Origin of the sequence: Psychrobacter jeotgali (assembly GCF_904846315.1) — a bacterium.
GTDB lineage: Bacteria > Pseudomonadota > Gammaproteobacteria > Pseudomonadales > Moraxellaceae > Psychrobacter > Psychrobacter jeotgali.
The window spans coordinates 2,732,776-2,751,584 of sequence record NZ_CAJHAF010000001.1 but is presented as its reverse complement, the minus strand read 5'-3'; the positions used below and the strand labels follow the sequence as shown (position 1 = coordinate 2,751,584).

16 protein-coding genes are annotated in these 18,809 nt (G+C 43.2%); 2 read left to right on the top strand and 14 right to left on the bottom strand.

Annotation, left to right across the window (positions count from 1 at the left end; translation table 11 throughout):
* The first annotated feature begins 40 nt into the window (after positions 1-40).
* Both fdxA (JMX18_RS11440) and fdxA (JMX18_RS11435) read left to right on the top strand, forming a co-directional pair.
* Entirely contained in the window at positions 41-364 is a 324-nt protein-coding gene (fdxA, locus tag JMX18_RS11440) for a ferredoxin FdxA (RefSeq protein ID WP_201587813.1), read from the top strand.
* A gap of 96 nt (positions 365-460) precedes the next feature.
* Positions 461-784, top strand: coding sequence for a ferredoxin FdxA (fdxA, locus tag JMX18_RS11435; RefSeq protein WP_201587812.1), 324 nt, complete (start codon positions 461-463; stop codon positions 782-784).
* A 140-nt stretch (positions 785-924) separates the two neighbouring features.
* Here fdxA (JMX18_RS11435) and JMX18_RS11430 read toward each other — a convergent pair whose 3' ends face one another.
* The 14 genes from JMX18_RS11430 to JMX18_RS11365 all read right to left on the bottom strand — a co-directional run bounded on the left by JMX18_RS11430 (position 925) and on the right by JMX18_RS11365 (position 18,694).
* Entirely contained in the window at positions 925-2,412 is a 1,488-nt protein-coding gene (locus tag JMX18_RS11430; RefSeq protein WP_201587811.1) for a fused MFS/spermidine synthase, read from the bottom strand.
* Positions 2,413-2,580: 168 nt separating this feature from the next.
* On the bottom strand, positions 2,581-3,318 hold the full coding sequence (tfpZ, locus tag JMX18_RS11425) for a TfpX/TfpZ family type IV pilin accessory protein (protein WP_201587810.1): 738 nt from the start codon (positions 3,316-3,318) through the stop codon (positions 2,581-2,583).
* A 159-nt stretch (positions 3,319-3,477) separates the two neighbouring features.
* A complete protein-coding gene (locus tag JMX18_RS11420) occupies positions 3,478-4,041 on the bottom strand; it encodes a pilin (RefSeq protein WP_201587809.1) in 564 nt (187 codons plus the stop codon).
* A 644-nt stretch (positions 4,042-4,685) separates the two neighbouring features.
* Positions 4,686-5,117, bottom strand: coding sequence for a type IV pilin protein (locus tag JMX18_RS11415; RefSeq protein ID WP_201587808.1), 432 nt, complete (start codon positions 5,115-5,117; stop codon positions 4,686-4,688).
* On the bottom strand, positions 5,117-5,707 hold the full coding sequence (locus tag JMX18_RS13295) for a type IV pilin protein (protein ID WP_320158325.1): 591 nt from the start codon (positions 5,705-5,707) through the stop codon (positions 5,117-5,119). The genes JMX18_RS11415 and JMX18_RS13295 overlap by 1 nt, the downstream gene beginning before the upstream one ends.
* 79 nt (positions 5,708-5,786) lie before the next feature.
* On the bottom strand, positions 5,787-9,860 hold the full coding sequence (locus tag JMX18_RS11405) for a pilus assembly protein (protein ID WP_201587807.1): 4,074 nt from the start codon (positions 9,858-9,860) through the stop codon (positions 5,787-5,789).
* A 74-nt stretch (positions 9,861-9,934) separates the two neighbouring features.
* Positions 9,935-10,762: a PilX N-terminal domain-containing pilus assembly protein gene (locus tag JMX18_RS11400; RefSeq protein ID WP_201587805.1), complete on the bottom strand. Its 828-nt coding sequence runs from the start codon at positions 10,760-10,762 to the stop codon at positions 9,935-9,937.
* Positions 10,763-10,772: 10 nt separating this feature from the next.
* Positions 10,773-11,729 carry a PilW family protein gene (locus JMX18_RS11395; RefSeq protein WP_201587803.1) on the bottom strand — a complete coding sequence of 319 codons (957 nt, stop codon included), beginning with the start codon at positions 11,727-11,729 and terminating at the stop codon, positions 10,773-10,775.
* Entirely contained in the window at positions 11,729-12,448 is a 720-nt protein-coding gene (gene pilV, locus JMX18_RS11390; RefSeq protein ID WP_201587801.1) for a type IV pilus modification protein PilV, read from the bottom strand. Before pilV ends, JMX18_RS11395 begins: the two co-directional genes overlap by 1 nt.
* Entirely contained in the window at positions 12,445-12,930 is a 486-nt protein-coding gene (locus tag JMX18_RS11385) for a GspH/FimT family pseudopilin (protein ID WP_227674648.1), read from the bottom strand. Before JMX18_RS11385 ends, pilV begins: the two co-directional genes overlap by 4 nt.
* Before the next feature lie 276 nt (positions 12,931-13,206).
* Positions 13,207-14,034 (bottom strand): ComF family protein, encoded by an 828-nt coding sequence (locus tag JMX18_RS11380; RefSeq protein WP_201587800.1) that lies wholly within the window; start codon positions 14,032-14,034, stop codon positions 13,207-13,209.
* A gap of 41 nt (positions 14,035-14,075) precedes the next feature.
* A complete protein-coding gene (locus JMX18_RS11375) occupies positions 14,076-15,524 on the bottom strand; it encodes a phospholipase A (RefSeq protein ID WP_201587798.1) in 1,449 nt (482 codons plus the stop codon).
* Between the two features lie 371 nt (positions 15,525-15,895).
* Positions 15,896-18,049: a protein-disulfide reductase DsbD gene (dsbD, locus tag JMX18_RS11370; protein ID WP_406947373.1), complete on the bottom strand. Its 2,154-nt coding sequence runs from the start codon at positions 18,047-18,049 to the stop codon at positions 15,896-15,898.
* A gap of 102 nt (positions 18,050-18,151) precedes the next feature.
* Positions 18,152-18,694, bottom strand: a complete 543-nt coding sequence (locus tag JMX18_RS11365; RefSeq protein WP_201587796.1) for a protein-disulfide reductase DsbD domain-containing protein — start codon at positions 18,692-18,694, stop codon at positions 18,152-18,154.
* Positions 18,695-18,809 lie beyond the last annotated feature (115 nt).

Sequence of the window (18,809 nt, the reverse complement as noted above, 5' to 3'; positions counted from 1 at the left end):
TTTATTTATTTAGCTAAACCAATAATAGGTAGACCTCAATATGACCTTTATCGTTGCAGATAACTGCATCCTGTGTAAACATACTGACTGTGTGGAAGTCTGCCCAGTGGACTGCTTCTATGAAGGCCCAAACTTCCTAGTCATCGACCCTGACGAGTGCATCGACTGCGCCTTATGCGAACCTGAATGTCCAGCCAATGCGATATTTTCCGAAGACGAAGTGCCAAAGGGACAAGAGATCTTCATCGAGCTGAACGCCGAGCTTTCGCAGGTGTGGCCGAACATCACGGAGATGAAACCACCCCTACCCGACGCTGAAAAATGGGACGGCGTCGAGGGCAAGATTCAGTATCTTGAAAAGTAGAGCATAAATAAATGCTGTTAAACATGAAAACCATCTAATAGCGTTATGCGGTTAGATGGTTTTTTATTAGTTAGCTTTTAAAATGTAGGCCTCGCTATGACCTTTGTCGTGACTGAGAACTGTATTCTTTGTAAATACACCGACTGTGTGGAAGTCTGCCCGGTGGACTGCTTCTATGAAGGGCCTAACTTCTTAGCCATCGATCCCGATGAATGTATCGACTGCGCCTTATGCGTGCCTGAATGTCCTGCCAATGCGATATATGCAGATGACGAAGTGCCCAAAGGACAAGAGCACTTTACCCAGCTTAACGAAGAGCTGGCACAAAAATGGCCAAACATTACTGAGAAGAAAGAACCCCTGCCCGATGCCGAAAAGTGGGACGGTGTTGAGGGCAAGATTCAGTATTTAGAAAAGTAAGTCATAAATAAGGGCTTTTAAAGTATTGGTAGATTGGTAGCGTGCGCCCAGCGCACCATTTAACAATTTTCAGGTGCGCGGGGCGCACCCTACACGAACTTAGCCCACCCTTTTCTCCAGTTAGTCATTGCTCTCAACCTTCACAAACTCTCAATCGAGCGATACAGATATCTATCCAATCGTGGCACGTCATCGGTATGCACTTTTTGATTATCATACATAAAACCCGTTTGGCTCAGCTTTTGACTGCCGGGACAAGCAAAATTACATAACATGATATTTTGCAAATTGGGACTGTCAGTCCTAGTGCGCACATAGGCTGAATCGCCAAACACTTCATGCCAGTTTTTGAACAGCATTTGAGTATAGCCATGCTCCTTTATAGGTATGCCGATGATGTTCGCCATAATATATTTGCTGTTAGTCTTAAACTGGCTAAGCGCCTCAAGGGTATATAAGTTGCTCGCCACATATCGTCCCTGAAAGGCATCAATCAGCATAAAGTCATAACGAGCAGCGCTGTTACGAGTCAAATAGCCTCTAGCATCATCGCCGATAAACTCAATGTTGGGCGCTATGGGTGCTTGTAAAAAATAGCGCTCTACAATTTTCGGTAAGTCTTTATCAATATCAATCACCGTCAAGCTCATATCAGGATTATGATGCGCCACTTCACTAGGGGTGCCCATACCCGCGCCGCCGAGGAACACCAGACTCTCAGGCTGGAGCTGGTCAATCGCGTCTACGGTGATCTCCCCATACCAATGGCAATTCTTTTGAGCCACATATATCCAGCAGCTACTGGTTGATTTGCCCGGTTTGTCAGTGATAGTCACTGCCATCTGCCCATCATAGAGGACGTAATCAATAAACCAAGCGCCGGTTGCGGTCTGATAGCCGGTATCGACTTTACTTAAGTATATAAAGGCGGCGGTTATGATAACAGCTGATACCGCTAACATATTGTTTTGTTTGGGTGACAGCTGACTGACATAATCATCACTATATAGCTGTACGGCAAGCTTGGTGCATAAATAGCTACTGATCGCCAAGGAGACGATAAATAATGCCAAGCTGCTCATAAGACCTATATAAGGTAATAACAATATCGGCGTTATGGTCGAGCCCAGCACACTACCGACAGTGGTAATCGCTACCATCATTCCGGCGTTCTTGCCCGCATCCACGCCATCAGCATTCTTATATTTAAGGGATAAAAATTGAGTAATTAGCGGAATAGCGGTCGAGCCAAATGCCAAGCCCACCCCGAACAGCAGTCCCACCCCCATAGCCGCTAAGATCAAACTATCGGTAGTTGATGTCATAAATGCCAATAGCGGCAATTGAATAATACAGGCAATCGCATGGGAGATGGCAGATAAGGATAAGACGTGCCCTGCTTTTAATAACGCCTCCCTTGGGGTGTTGATACTTTGAGATAAGCGCCCGCCATACCAGTAGCCCACCGCAATAGCGATAAGTACCATCGCTAATATTACCCCAGTAATGGAGATCGATGCACCGATATAAGTCGCCGATATCCGAATGGCATAAATCTCGATACCGAGACCAGCAAAGCCTTCAAGTAGCGCAATGACCAAACATATCCCTAAGACCTTTTTTTGCATAAGCACTCATCACGTTATTGGTATTAATAAAATGATTTTACACTATTCTTGGTTGGGTGGGATGGTTGGTAGCTTTTGAGAGTTTTGAGGATTTAGAAACAGTTATAGCCAAATATTTTTAAGATAGATGGCTTACTACTAGGAGTTGGGAAGTAAAATATGGTTTTATTACCAAGGGCGCAAATCTACGATCTCAATCACTTCTCCACTCTCTTTGTCAATAAGTACTGTCATATCGATAGCATTGGCTTTTAAGGGTAAAAAGCTGTCAGCGTGAGGATATTTAGAAAATATGTTATCTACCTCTGCTTTATTATTATATTCATATAAATCCTCAAAATCCTTTGCTCGACTTATAATCTCTGTATCAGCTACGTTAAGCGGTTGATATAACTCTGGACGCTGCGATGGCGCAATCCCATAGCTAATCTCATCGAATAATATTTGTTGGCTGATTTCTCTATCATCCGTAGGGATAATAGCGGCTACATATTGCACTCCTGAGTTACTTACTTTTTGATACTGTGGAAGAGCCTCTAGTAATTTACGAGTGTCAATCTCGTTATTTTTAATTAATTCAAAGCGGTCTATATTATAAGCAATCCAAGTTGGGCGACCATCATAGACATGATAAAAGCCATAGATAAATGCTGATAGTTGTAATAAAACAATAACTAACAAATCAAACTTTAGAGTCTTCTTCTTAGGTTTGTAAATAATAAATGTTAATAAAGGTCCTAATACAATATCAATTCCTAATACCATCAGAAATATCTTAGTAACACCAGTAGCTGCATATAAAGGCTGGGGATACCAAACAAAAAAAACAATAATTAAGCTTATTAGAGCAATAGGTAAGCTTGCTAAAAAATGTACGCTGGAAGCTTTAAATCTGTATTTAAACATCAAGTAAATACTCTAGTAATAGTTAAAATATAAATTTTTCGACTATCATATCGTGACTACTTTGAGGAGTTGATAGACAGCCTTCAAGATACTTATAATTACAAAAAAGCAGCCAATTGGCTGCTTTTTTAAAGTAAAAAATCAACTAGTATTTATCCATTAACGACACTGTGCAGGTGCAAAGCGAGCTAGTAACGAACCCTGTGTACCTGCATTACCCATTTGTGCAGTGGCAGTTGCATTGGTTGCTGACTGACAAGTCCAATCCAAAGTACCAGGAGTGCCCGCAGCTCTTGCTGTACCTAAGGCGGTTGAACTAGCAGCAGTATTCCCAGCAGCAGTTTTTATCCAAGGCGTTAATACTAATGTATCTTCACCAGCAGCAACACCAACCGAAGCTGGATTATAGGTAATAGTAATCTCACCAGCAGTAGCAGCATTACCATCCACGTCAGCAAATAAAACAGAGTTTACATATTTAGATACTGCGCCAGCACCACTTACTTGAGCGTTCCAAGTATCTTTGAGTGCAGTGATATCAGCTACAGTGGTGCCATCTGTAGCAAGCGTAGTTTTAGCAGAATCAGCTAGGTTAAAACCTTCTGATACACGTGCTTTAGTCGTATAATCTTGATAAGCAGGTAGAGCTACCGCCGCTAAAATACCGATAATAGCAATAACGATCATTAGTTCGATTAAGGTAAAACCTTTTTGAGTGTTCATAAACATTCCTTTAGATGAGCTAATGAAAGTAGTAACGGCTGTTAGCGTTAGTAGCGGTCATCAACTATTAATATTATGGGTGTTGATTAAGCTCATTTATTTATAAGTACTTTTGATAAAACTTTTTAAAAAGACTTATAACGTCATTCACTTAATGGTCTTGATAGGAATGTTGCAGGTAGCGTGCCAACTTTTTGTGGGATTATTATTTTTAAATTTAGTAAGGAATGCTTTGGCAGGTTATAAATAACGTAGATTATTTTGCTGAATTTATATCGTTATGTTGAAGTAATTATGTGACATGGCTTAACAATTATTTGGAGATAGTAGTAATGAATCATTATCATCAACTAGCATTCTCTCTTGAATTAATGTTACTGCTATATTGCCAATAATTGTCAGTTTATGTAATTATAAGGCGTAGAATGTAACTATATCTGACATTTTTTGTCAAATACGCTTAATTTATTTAGTTAATGAACTTTTTTGAGTTGATAATAAGAGGTTTTTGGTAATTTATTGTCACCGACTGACAATTTTTGTTTTGGTAGATTTTATAATCAGAGGAGTGGTTTTACTTATAACCCTACGAAGCCAAATTATAGTAAAACCGAATGATATAAATTTATAAACATCAGTTTAGACTACTTATTCCAGTCATCGTCCGTACTACAGACACTGCCTCGGCATTTGATATCTTGATAGTTGAGAGTCAGGGTGCCGTCACTTGCCATTTGTGTGGCCGTAATTGGGGTGGCGATAATCGTCCATTCAGATGTCAGTGGATTAGGTGTAAAGCTAACCGTATAGAGCGCATTACCTTGGGTTGGATGATTGCCACCTAGCCCTGTGGTCAGAGCGTTACTATAGCTACCTTGCGCCAGTTTGCGGCTTTGAATCTGCGAAGCAATATTTTGCATCTCGTTCATCATGTCTAAACGTTTAGTCTTAATAACGTATTGCTGATAGTTAGGGTAGGCAATGGCAGCCAAGATAGCGATGATGGCAACCACAATCATCAGCTCAATGAGGGTGAAACCAGCTGGCAGGGTGCTAGTATTTGTATTGAAAGTCATCACCAATCCTCCTGCCCGATGCCGCAATCCGCTTTGGTTATATTAATGCTACTACCATTTTGGCAGCGCAAACCGGCGCTAGTTAACACCATATAATGGGCGTGTTTGGTGATGCCAGTATTATTCGGTTCAGCTAGCATCTTCCATGCTCTACCAGTAACCGTATTGACAGTTGTTCCAGAAGTGACTAAGGAGTTAGTGCTAAGGGAGCCGTCATTTGGATCCGTGGTAAAACCACTATCAACGAGCGTAACCTTGTAACGATAGTTGCTAGCAGTAGCGTTATCAGGGACGTAAATAACGGTATTATCCGTATCCTCATAACCATAAGTAACCACATTAGAGCCACTAATCTTTTGTGGTTCAAACCCTTGGTAACTCAAAGACTTTGCACGCCAGCGCTCCAGTTGAAGCTGCAATTGCAGCATCTTTGCCTGTGCTTCACGCTCAGCATTCATGACTGCATAGCGTCGATAACTCGGTATAGCAATGGCGGCGAGGATGCCTATGATCATAACGATGATCATCAGCTCTAAAAGCGTAAAGCCTCGGATGCCGTTACGCATGGGCGTATTTATTATCGTCTTCATTTACGGCATCCTATTATAAAATTGTGAATAATTAACCCCTCATAATAGAACTGCATTATAAGGGGTAACTAAGGATTGGCTACGGCGTAGGCGTGGGTGTAGGCTTCATAAGCTTTTGCTCATACCATGCCTTTGGCTGCAAGGTATAGCGCTCATTGAATAAGTACTCAACCGCAGAGCCATCACTATTGACTTGTGAGGTGCCGTTATTCTCACCAGGGTACAGATCTTTGATATTACTGCCATCCTTGAATCCATCTGTGCCATACTTTGCACGTTTAGCCGCATCGATTCTATCGGTGAGCGTTGTCGTACCAATCAACACTTTTATATCAGTGAAGTCTTTATTAAAAGCACCAATAGCCAACTCTTGAATGCCTTGACCTGCAGGTGTAAAGCCGCCAGTACCACTTATTGAAGCTTTATCCATACATACCCCATAAGGCAGACAATACACTTGACGCTCAGAACCACCGGTTATCTTTGCGGCACAGCTTGCAGCGTTGCCATAGATTTTATCCGGGTTATATACCGTGGTATAGAGTAGATTATTAATGACCGTACTTTCGCCAACACCCTTGTTATATCTGACGTTACTGTAGCCATCAAAGCGAGTTAGTGGATAATACCAGCCATGCTTGGTTGCCTGAACTGCTGGAGTTGTACCCTTCTTTGCCGTCCCTATCATTAATTTTATAGCGTCTTCTTTATTGGTCTCACGGATAGCAGGGGTGCCTGAAGCCGATATGGTAGGTATCGCAGCACCCAAATTAACCAATTTATTCTCTTTTAGATCTTTAATGGTCTTCGTAAAGCCAGTGTCATATAGATTTTTATTAGTTATATCATCATCAATGATGCCATAAACACGGTTGGCATAATCGTTGTTATTACGCAGTGTTGATAAAGGAGCGCTGCGGTTACCTGAGATAATATTAACCATGGCAAAGAGCTTACCGTTATCCGGCCCACTGTCTCTACGATAAAAGCTCACGATAGGACTTTGATAGAATCGATAAGCCAGTTTCTTATCTGTAGGAGCGGCATCTAGTATGCGGGTCACACCTTTATTCGAAAAGCTATCTACCGCTGTAAAGCCAAACTGAGCAATGCGTGCATTTTCAAAATCAGCCCGAAATACTTGCCCGCCCAAATCGGCAGCATAGAGGTGATCCATCAGACCATCGTTATCTCTATCTAGTACAGTAATTCCACCGGTAATACTATTGATCATCGTCGTTGTATTGAGATTAGCACCTGTAGTCCCTTCACTACTGGTTGACCATATCAGCTTGCCTGTTTTTGCGTTAATCATGTAGATAGCATTACCTTTGGCAGGTGCGCTTGTCGTAGGTACATAGTCATCTGCTTCATACTTCAAATCGTAACCTCCACCGAATATAAGGACATCGGTAGGAGCATTATTCTTTGTAGGGTCAGTACCTCTCGTCAGGCGAATTTTTGCAGCAACTGGCTTGCTCCAGATCTGACCTAAACGTCCAAAACCTGCAGTCGAAGAGACTCCAGAAGTAGTAGAGCTTATGCCTTGCGGCGTAATCGTAAATAATATTTTAGGGACTGACTTTTTGGTGATATCCATCCCATAGAAGGCTTCACCACCCATGCGCAGGCCCCCGTAAGCAAACATACCTTTGCCTGAGGTTGTATCAACAGTAACCTTTTTCCCTATTAAGTCGTAAGCATAATCAGTCTTGACTAACCATGGAGCGTCAACACCAAAATAAGGCTCACCTATAACGGCTTTTTTTGAACCTTCCACTAAAGCTTCTGGTTGATTGATTAGCATTTGTCTAGGGATAATAGCGACTTCTTCTTGACCCTCTTCTGCATCTACCAAATGCAAAGCACCGTCCATAGAGCCAAAGAGCAGATAGTCTTCTCGAGGGCCGATGATATTACCGTTATCATCTAATACGGAGCCATAAGATAGCGCTTCAGGCTTAGAATGCACCACCCCACCTAGAAGTTTTATCTCTTTGGTTGGTTGAGCTAGAGTTAAGTCTTTAGTAGCAGTGGTAAGAGGTGTGGTCGGTTGTCCATCATTGGTTAGCACGCTCCCAAAACCTAAGAAACTCAACAGCCGACGTTGGTTTAACTGGCTATAAGCTACGGTATCTTTAAGGGCATCAAACCCTACCGGCTTACCGCTACCATTGACCCCAATCTTGCGTAGAACTGGAGTTTTATTGCTAGCAGAGGTGTAGTCTTCAACATACAAGGTGCGCACACTGCCCAAACCTGAACTAGGCGCTTGCAGTTGAGCATACACACCGCCCGCGGCAATGTCGTTATTGGCTATAGAACCGTCTACCTCAAAATTACCATCTTGCCACTCATCCTGAGTGTTTTCTTCTAGATTGCCAGCGATATCTCTATAGAGTTTACTGTTACCTTTTCCAAACAGCGTACCTTGATCTAAATTGTATTTTTTAAGATTGCCTCTCCATATACTTGCTGCAGAAACAATGTCAGGATCTAGCATCGGTAGATAAGCGTAGGGGAGCTGATTGGCGGCGCGATAAGGATCTTCTGGGACAGTGATCGTACCTGAGGGTGCTGTGTTAATAATCTGTACCAGGCTAGCTGAGAAGTCAACGATGCTTTTGGCGATATCTTCTGACTCTTCAGTGTAATAGAAACCACCATCACCAAAAGTCTTGGTTTCACTATCGCCTTTACGCTCACCTAGCTTACATAGGTTACGAGTATCATCGTCAGCTGAACCTGTATCGCAGTCTACGATCTCTTTTGTTTCGCCATTCACTATGATTGTTTTTTTGCCCGTTAATCCAGCAAAAGATTTACCAAAGCCTACCGTTGCGGTCTTGATAGGTAGCCCAAGAGGGTTGTTAGCAGAATTACGCAGCAAAGCCGCATAGCTTGCCATACAGCCCCATGACCTACCACTACTGTCTCCTGTCAAGCTAGTACAGCTGTTGATTGACAACGCTGGATTAGAGCCTGACAAAGAAGTGTTCATAAGTGCTTTAGATGTAGAGTAACTACTCCCATTAGGCTGACCATCTGTCAGTAGATAGATACCGTTGCCGCTACACTCTTTGTCGCTTAAAGGAGAGATATATTTGTTTACATCACCACTTGCTTTTGAGGAGTCTACTGAATTTATGAAACCACTGCGTGAGTTATCCGTACGAAAGTAAGTGCGACCATCATCATCTTTATGGTCAATATTAGAGTCTGAATCATAATTAGGTAATACGTCAGACTCATCTGACCATCCACCCCAATTATTACAATCATAGACGGCGATACCTAATTCATCATCGTATGACAACGAACTTTCATTGCCATAACACCTACGCCACTCAAGATCTCCACCTCTTCTTTCGCGCTCCGCCACCACGGTCACATCAGAAAGTGTCGTGGTACCCATCATATAGGCGCCGGACTCTGCTAAGGCTTGCGCTGTTGGCGTGCCGCCATTGGCCTCTAGAGATTCAATCTTTTTAATCAGGTTTATCCGCTTTTCAGCCGTCAACTCTCCGGTAGTCTCCAATACTACTCCAGCTTTACCATCTCCTTTATAGCTGTAGTTACCTAAGCCTATGGCATAATCATCTGGTAGCGAGCCAATATCTTTGGGATTATTATCTTTATCATACACTCGGTCTGCCAATAGCTCTATAAGCGCTACCTTTAATCGGGTCAATCGTGAGTAGCGAGTTTTATTATTAGCAGTGCATCCTTCGGGGGTAAATGTAATAGTTTCTTCAGGATTATCAAAGTCTATAATTTTGACCAGATTGCCATCACTATCTTTAAATAGGTCGCCTGATGCGGTGAGTTTATTCTTGCGCTCATATACGACTGCCTTTATCTTGGCTGAATTTACTGAGTTTTCATTACAATCAGAACTGTAGCTATTGCCATAATCGTTTCTGATACTGCGTTTATCCATACTACCTGAAGTATCTAGCATCATAAAAATAGAGGCTGAGCCAGGTTTGGCCGCTTTATAAATCTCAAGATCACCGATCGGCTTTCTAACTGAATTGCTAGTAGCACTATTTGCCGGTATCAAAGTACCCATGATCCCTATTGCCACTGCTGCTGTTAGTGCTTTGACAGGCCATGATGGTGCGTCAGACCTGTTATTTGTTAGCTGTTTCATGACCTATTCCTTATATGGACACTCGCAAAGTAGCAATAACGCTATTTCATTTAATAAAAGCAAAATAATACTTATTAGCTTGCTGGCAAGGTACAAAGTAAGCCTGCGCCTTTACCAAAATCGACACACTTAGTGCGTAGTGACTGGTTTTGAACATCAGCCATTTCATAAACAACCTTACTAGGCGCACCCGCTTTTGCCATGCATCCCCCAATGGTATCGGTGTAGTCAGCCGTAGTAGCCGTGTGTAACCTACTGGTCTGCTCAAAACAATCCTGCCCCCCTACTTCAGTATCTCCATAAGCTGGAAGTACGGCCGTACTATTGATATCGAACATAAATGCTTTACTTGATATCAAGTCACTTCCTTGTCCTATGGTATAGCTACCGAATGCTTCATTCTCAGCATTTGGGGGTGTTAGCGCTACATTGACCTGAGTCATACTAGTATTTCGACTACTGACATAATCATCTGATTTGCTCGGGCTACAGTATCCGGAGCTCGTCAGTGAACCGTCGGGCGTTATGATTGAGGTTTTGTTGATATTAAATAACTGGTCACGCGGACGGAAGCAAAAGACATATTCATTTTCAATACTAAAGTCAGTCAAAATGAAATGACCAAAAGGTCCACCGCGAGATATCATGGCGTCATAAGCGTCTGCATCACTACTTCCATTGATACTTTGTTCTATATTTTGGTTGGCATTATCTGCTGACTGTAAGAGTAGCGCATTGATTTGATCACTAGTGGCTAGTTTCAGATCAGTGGTACTTTGCTTGACTGCAATGACGCCCCCTAATATGATCAAAATCAAGAATAACAGCACTACTATCAGCACGGCACCTTGTTGATTAGATGGCGGCACTGGGGAATGCTGATGTCGCTGATAATTTGACATATCGCCTCTCTTATTGTGATGTGACATTAGATTTTAGACCAGTCACAGACATGACACGGGCACTTCGTAGTACGATAGTGGACTCATAACTGCGTCGATAGTGTTTTTTGCTCAAGCTACTGGTATTTAACTTTTGTTCAGCCCCTAACACCAAGAATTTACCCTTATCTGCTGCTGCCAAGCCACTTTCAGGATCTTCTAGCAACGGGGTAGTACTACGAACAATAACGCCAAGCTTAACTGTGGTAATTGCTGGTTTATCTGTGAGCTCTAAGTAGGTACTCGCAGGCAAGTAGCTCAACTGCGTCACATCCGTGATCGTTCCCAACAATACTTTGAATTGATCTACCGCAGGTATGATAACTTCGCCGTTGCCAGTAAATGCCGTGACTATTTGTCCCTCTTCATTAACCCGACCAGCAGCACAAGCCAACACTAAATCAGTAGCAGATCCCGCTGTGGCTAAACGCACAAAGTAGCGCTCAACTACCCAGTCCGTACTCCCTGAAGCTATCTCCTCTCCTTCGCAGTCATATAACGGTGCTGAGGTTATATTCTTATATTGAAGGGTCAATTGGTCGCTTTCGACCCCGTCAATGTTGGATAATCCTGTCCAGCTACTACTATCAGCACTTACTGTTAAGTACTTGGCATCGGTAGCATTGCTATTGCCTAGATTATTCGCAGTCAGCACAATACCACCGTGAGGAGTCGTATCGTTGATGTTGCTTATAGGATTTCCTAGGTTCGCTAAACGAATGTGATCTTCCAGCACTTGTAGCGCAAATATTGTAGTATCTTGTACTTCAGAGGCGCTCTGCTGCACCGTACTTGTACGAGCACTAATGATATAAACCTGTATCACAGCTGCTGATATCAATAAACCTAATACCAAAGCAATCATTAGCTCAATAAGGGTAAAACCTGAAGATTCAGCGCCATAAGGATTCACTCGGTCATTATTCATCAGTATGTCTCCGAGATTAGACAGTGACTACCGGTCTTATAAGTGCCATCGACTTTTGCACAAGCTTCATTATCAGTGTCATTTAATATCGCTTTAGTGTTATCCCATGCGGTAATGACACACATCTGTTGCTGGATAGCATTGGCAGCACTACCTGGACAGGTGGCGATACCGACAGTTATAGCTTCATTGGTAGCCATTTTTTTGATCATAAGCGCATCACGGGCAGCCAGCTCGTTAATAGTACAAGACTGCTTAGGTACAACTTTGCTATTTACAGTGTCGGTCGTGGTAGATAAACAGTTCTCACCCGTTGATAGAATACTTACCGTCTTATTGACAGTGGTTTCAGTACCATAATTATCAGTTTTGACGTGCGAGATAGTTACGGTATTGGTAGCCGAACTATTCATTACGGCCTGAATAGTTGGCATTACTTTGGCACGCTCAGCTGGGGTTAAATTAATAAACTCTGTAGAGAGTATGCTTTCAAAAGGAGGGGCGCTACCGTCTTTTACATAGGCCTCTGGATAAGCGCGCATAACCTCAGCAAGATTACGGACTATGGTTAATGACTTGGTACGAACTAAGCTTTCATCAGTCGCACTAATAGCACGCATCTGTAGCGCACTAAATCCCAATACAGCAACAGATAATAATAAGACCGCAACCAATACCTCTATTAGACCAACGCCACTTTGGGAGCTCAATTTTTTCATGGACAGGTTCCTCCCATCTGATTAGTGATACTGGCAATTTTAGTGACCTCAATCTGCCTTGGGCTAGCAGCTAAATTACTGTCGCAAATGGTATAAATCGTTGCATCGGCGGTTTTACTAGGTTTAAAATCAATACTGCTGCTACCTATTTTTATGGTACTACTGGCATCGTACTGATAAGCAGCTACTACATTTGAGCTTGGATCTGTAATATTGATAGTCCCTGAGGCAGTACCATTATTGTTATAGCCTACTGTCATCGTTTGCCGGCGAATAATACTCTCCGCTTTCGCCTCTTTTAGCGCATTAGCCAGCGTAGCAGTGGTAGACCTCAACCTTTGATTAGCCAACTGAGTACTGATATTAGGGGTGGCTATACTCACAATAATAGCCAACACAGCGATGGTTACCATCAGCTCAATCAGAGTGAATCCTGCACTACTATAGCGCTTGGCTGAATTATCGGGGTTAAACACGCTCACATCTAAATCCTAGTCAATGCTGGGTATATCGCAGCTTAGCTAATTCACTAAAGCTGTGAAAATTAATACTTTATTCGCTGCAATAATCATTCCACGAATTTAGAGGTTGGCATGATGTTTATAACAGCGGCTTTAAGATATGAGCGGTTGGCAGGCTATGAGTAAAATAGATAGATAGGACAGACCGATAAGTGCTTACAGATAAAACTGAGTATAGAGACGAGGTTATAAATATGTGGATGATAAAGGGTGGCAACGTACGTGCTCTGTAAGCTATTACTTAGACTTATCACTACCGTGAGCGAGCGCATAAGCAGAGATAAAATAGCTATCAGCGGTAGTTTTTTGCAATTGAGGATGGGATAGGTTTGAGGAGGCTGGCATTGATGATAGATTTGGGCTTGGTGCAGAAGAAGAGTATAAGGCTTGAGCCAATGCTTGCAAACTTGCTCCAGTCGTCGCTATATCATCGAATAACAATAAGCGTTTGACCGGTGGAGATTCAGTCACTATAAAGGCGACGTCAAGATTCGCCAGCCTTTCAGCACGGGTTAAGCCTTGTTGGCTGATGGTGCTATCGATACGCTGAACCCCGTGCCATAACGGTATTTGCCAATGCTTGGATAAATAAGCGGATAGTATAGTAACAGGATCAAACCCACGTTTAAGTAAACGATCAGCGGTGGTGGGCATAGAAACAATAACACTATTACCGCCATGACAGCCATAGGGTCTAGGTAGTTGACGTAAGATATGTACTAACAGCGGCAGCTTAGTCATATCCTCATGATGCTTAAAAGCACGAAAAGCTTGGCGAATGGGATAATCATAATAAGTCGATGCTTGAATAGATAGGGCAGATGCTGCAGCAATATCCACATGAAAGGTAGGCGGAAGCCAAGGGATACTATTATGACAGTGCGAGCACAGTAAGCCGGTAGCGCCTTTCCGAAAAAACTGATGGGCAAACCGTGAAGAGTTAAAAATAGCGAGGCTATCTAGTTTAATTTGAGGCTCAGACTTGTAAATACGGCAAAGCTGACAGCGTAGGTTAAGATACTCTGCCAGCCATAAGCCGATTTGATAAGGGGCTAAACGCTGCATCGATCATCGTGCATTATTCGCTTATCCTTTGTTGATTATATTTAGAACCCTTTCCAATCGTTGAGGACGATGCCGACACCGATAGCGGTATTTTCGTGATTATAATCAATGATAGATTCACCATAACCTTGGAATAGCTGCACAAAACCATTGACGTTCTTAGTTAAGGGATAAACGTAGTCAATCTGCGCCGCGCCTTTATTGGTTTTGGTGTTGTAACGTAAGGTGCTACTGATGCTTTGCTGATTGGGCAAATCATACAATAAGGTTAAATCACCATGACCCATGTAATCGGTGATATCTGGGTTATCATCGGTGTTTTTGCTCTCATTATTTATACGAGTCCAAATACGCGGTATCACTGTGAGCTTACCCCATTCTGCACCGCCGATTAAATAAGCTCGGTTCCATGAACGTGATATAGGATCAGACTGACCATTTGAATGGTGCACCGCTCCCACTCCTAACATCCGCAGGCGACCACCAAAGGGTAAATTTGCCGTCACTGGCTGAGTTAAGAAAATCTCGGGCTGATAGTCGGTTGCACGGAACGGTCTGGAGTTGTCTTCGTTATAAACCTGCCAATGCGACTGCTGAGTGTAACCAAACCATAAGTCAGATCGGGTATCAAACAAATCCTCAGCAACTTTAGCTTTAAGAGATATCTGAAACTTCAGCTCAGTATTACGCATCTCATTAGAAGTGTATTCTCGGCCTGCTTCCCCTACACGACTGGACGAGGGAGTGAGGTTGGGATCAAAGCTATAAAATAGTGGCAATATATAGTTGGGATTATGCGGTCTTAAAGTCCAAGTGCCGCGCTCGCTATTTTGGTCAAGGTCGTAAGCTAAGCTTAGTGCGGTATATTTTTCAATATCTGTTTGCGAAACGCCCGCATCCTCTAAAACTTGTGCTTCACGCTCCGTTAGCCAAAGGGTATCTAGGCGCTCGTTAGCAGCCTCTTCAGCAGGTTCATTCTGGACGATTTGAGCATTGCTATCATCGATAGCGGCATCTTCTTCTGCCAGTATGACTTGTGGGTTACCATTTATCGTTGTTCTAAAGGTTTTTGCCAAATCTAGTGGTTTTTTACTCATCGTAAAGCCTGGGGTTTTACCCTGCTCAACCACCTTGTCATAACAAGCTAAGCGTGCGGCACTGGTCTGAACTTCTCTACATTCAAAAAACAGCTCGGTCTGCTTAGCGACATACTCTTTATCTTTTACCGGTACATTGGACGATTTTAAACGCTCATAAACCATCTGCGAGGTGTCTTCCATCTCAGCATTAACTGCGGCATCCGTTACTGGTAGCTCTTTATAAACTATTTGAGAATTATTAGCAGCATTTACTTGCACAGTCATGCCGCCTAAGATAATGCCAACCGCTAGGCTTAAATGAGTCTGCAGTTTTTTACGGCTCAATTTTTTAGGCTGACTAGAAGCGTGATTATGCTGTACCTGGTACTGGGAATTGATGGGGGCAAACATAAGTGTCCTTGATCTCATTAGCATGCTATAACCCTATGTTGGTATAGTACCAAGGTGTCAAAGGATTGGCTGAGATATAAAAAAACAGAAGTGGTGAGGATGAAACTCATATAGGCTTAGTGTATTAAAAGATAATTTTTGCATTACTTTCAATGTCACTAAGGCGTTAGTTAGATATTGTTACATTATTGTAATGAAATTTTTCGAGTTATACTAGCATTTTCGCTAGCAAATACAAGACCCGTCGAATTCTCTTCAAGCAAGCCATTATTTAATTCAACTTAACTGAATTCAAGAAAACGAGCCAATAACGTTATAATAACTTTCTACTGACTCGTTTATGACTTTAAGCGTAAAACAGCTGATTTAGGTTATTGGTTCAATGCAGTCAAAGTCTTTTCAAACTCCGGTCGACCAATCTCGCCTACTTGTTTTTGGACTAACTCACCATCCTTATAATAGAGTAGTGTTGGCGGCCCAAAGAGCTGATAACGGGCTAAGATGGCTTTTGAATCCTCGGTAGTGTCAGTGATATCTAGTCTAACCAATTGCCAGTCTTGCATTTGCGCAGGACGATTATGAAATAAGTTTTTATCCATAATACGGCACTCAACACACCAATCAGCGGTCAGATCAACCAATACTTTAGGATTAGAGGCCGTAATAGCATCCAGCTCTGCTAAGGTAGTAATGTGCTCATCCGAAGTACTGGCATTGGCTGACACTTGACCCGTAGTCTGCATCATAGCGGCGGGCGCACTCAAGGAGGCTAGCGGATGCAAACTGTCATCGTTACCTAACGCTGCCCCAATAATGAGCATCGCCGCCCAAATACCGGCAACCAAACCAACAGCTTGAGTAAATAAACGCCCTTTACCCAGCCAGCTCCATGCCCAAGTCGCTACTACCATGAACCATAGCGCCCATACGATCAGCATCACTGGAGAGATAAAGACTCGCTCAATCAGCAATAAAGCTACTGCGAACAGTAATAATGCAAAGCCTTGCTTAACCCAGTTCATCCACTCGCCGGCCTTGGGCATGATCTTGCCTTGGGTGGCGCCAATTAAGATAAGCGGCACCGATAGCCCAAAACCGAGCATAAATAAAGCGGCAAAGCCCAGCAGCGGACTTCCAATGGTTGAGACCGCCAGCAGCGCACCAAATAATGGCGCTGAAACACAGGGCGATACGACTAGAGCTGACAAAAATCCTGCTACCAAACTGCCACCGGCACTACCAAGCTTGCTATCGCCCGCTTGGCTTAGCCCTTGCATTTTGCTGCTGATGGCATAAGGCAAACGAATGCTGAACACGCCCAGCATATATAGCGCCAACAAAACAAAAACTATCGCAAAGCTAATCAGGATAATCGGATTTTGCAGCCAACCGATAATGCCTAACGACTCGCCAAATACGGCAATCAGCGCCCCTAAGATGCCGTAGGCTGTAGCCACCCCAACGGCATAACTGGTAGTCAGTATCACGCCCTTTTTAACCGTTGGATTCTCCTGACGAGCGACAATGTTAGCTACAATAGGCAGCATCGGTAACACGCAGGGAGTTAATGCCAAACCCAAGCCAGCTAAGAACAATAGCCCTAGCGCCAACCAAGGATGCTGGGCTAAACCAAAGGGATCACTATTCTCTAACCCATTAGCGTCTGCATTATTATTGCTGACCGTAGCGTTCTCAGTCGCCCCGCCGATAGTATTGGTATCTGCCCCAGAGATGCTATTAGTAGCCGCACTACCCTCCAGCGCATCATAATCTATAACTTCATCGTCCGCCTCACTATTTTCAGAGTCGCTCTCCAGCGCATCGTAATTTATGACATCATTTGCATCGTCTTCTAATAGTGCTTGTTGTGATGTAGAGGTTGCAGCATCGGCAGCTGCAGGTGAAGTTGCAGCACTCGTAGAAGTACTGTTCTGAGACTGAGCGTTAGCATTGGTGGCGGTTGCCGCTGCTGCTTGAGGCGTCGCTGCAATACTAATATTGGTTTTAATTTTTTCAGGCGGATAGCACAGTCCTGCCTTGGCGCAGCCTTGCCAACCAATAGTAAGCGCGGCATTATCCACCCTTTTGCCACTATTATTGGTCAAAGTGGTGGTCGCCACCATATTAGCCTGATCAAATACCGGCACCCGCCCAAAGGTGGGGTCATCGATAGTTACCGCTGTCTGATTAAAAGTAAAAGGGCTAGCGCTCATGCCTTCTGGCAAGGTGAGCTTGATTTGATCTTTATAAACGTAATGTTCAGGGGTGATGTCAAAGTTAATCGCTAAGCGCGTCCCTTTAGCAGTAGGCTGAGCGCTGTGACTGACCTGAAAAGCTTCATCGACGGGTAGAAATTTAGGTTGGGCGCTACCTTTACTACTAAATAGATCCCCTAAGCTTGCAGCTTGGGTGGTCGTAGCAGTGGTTGGCAGTCCTATCATTAATGAGGTACTGACCAAAGCTAATGCCCACATAGACGACCTTTTTTTGAAAGGCTGCTTTTTAGCGGCTTTTTTTGACACCATGCTAGACATGAAGAGCTACCTTTTTATTACTAATTTATTACTAAAGTTTGGGCGGACTTACGAGCGGCGCTTTATCACTTATTACTACTTACTCCGCAATTATTAACGCGGCGTAGCAATGTTGACTTTCGTTTTGATTTTCTCAGGCGGATAGCATAACCCTGCTTTGGCACAGCCTTGCCAACCGATAACGATGGGTGCATTCTTGGCACCCTTACCATTATTAGTAGTTAAAGTGGTGGTCGCTACCACGGTTTTTTGCGTAAATACAGGTACCCGTCCAAAGGTAGGATCATCAATGGAAACCGGCGACTGGCTAAAGGTAAAAGGTGTAGCGCTCACCCCTTTAGGAAAGGTGACAGTCAGCTGGTCTTTATAAACATAGTGCTCAGGGGTAATATCGAACTTGATGGTTAAGCGCGTTCCTTTAGCCCCAGCTTTGGTACTAGTATTGACGTTAAAGGCTTCATCTACTGGCAAAAACTTCGATTTATTAGCGCTACTACCAAACAAGTCGCTTAATCCAGCGGCATGGCTAGGAATAGCGCTCAAACCAGCACTGGCTACCAACAGAGCGAATAAAGCGCTTTTGGCAGTAGGTTTTATGGTGGAGATGGGCATAGTTATTAAAGTCTTGATGGACATAACGGGCTACCTTTGAGTGTTAAAGCGTATTGAACTTTCTTGAAGAGCTCAGGCTGATAGAGCCCATATAAAATGAAAATCGTGAGTTAATAATTAGGTACTGTTTTATAAAATT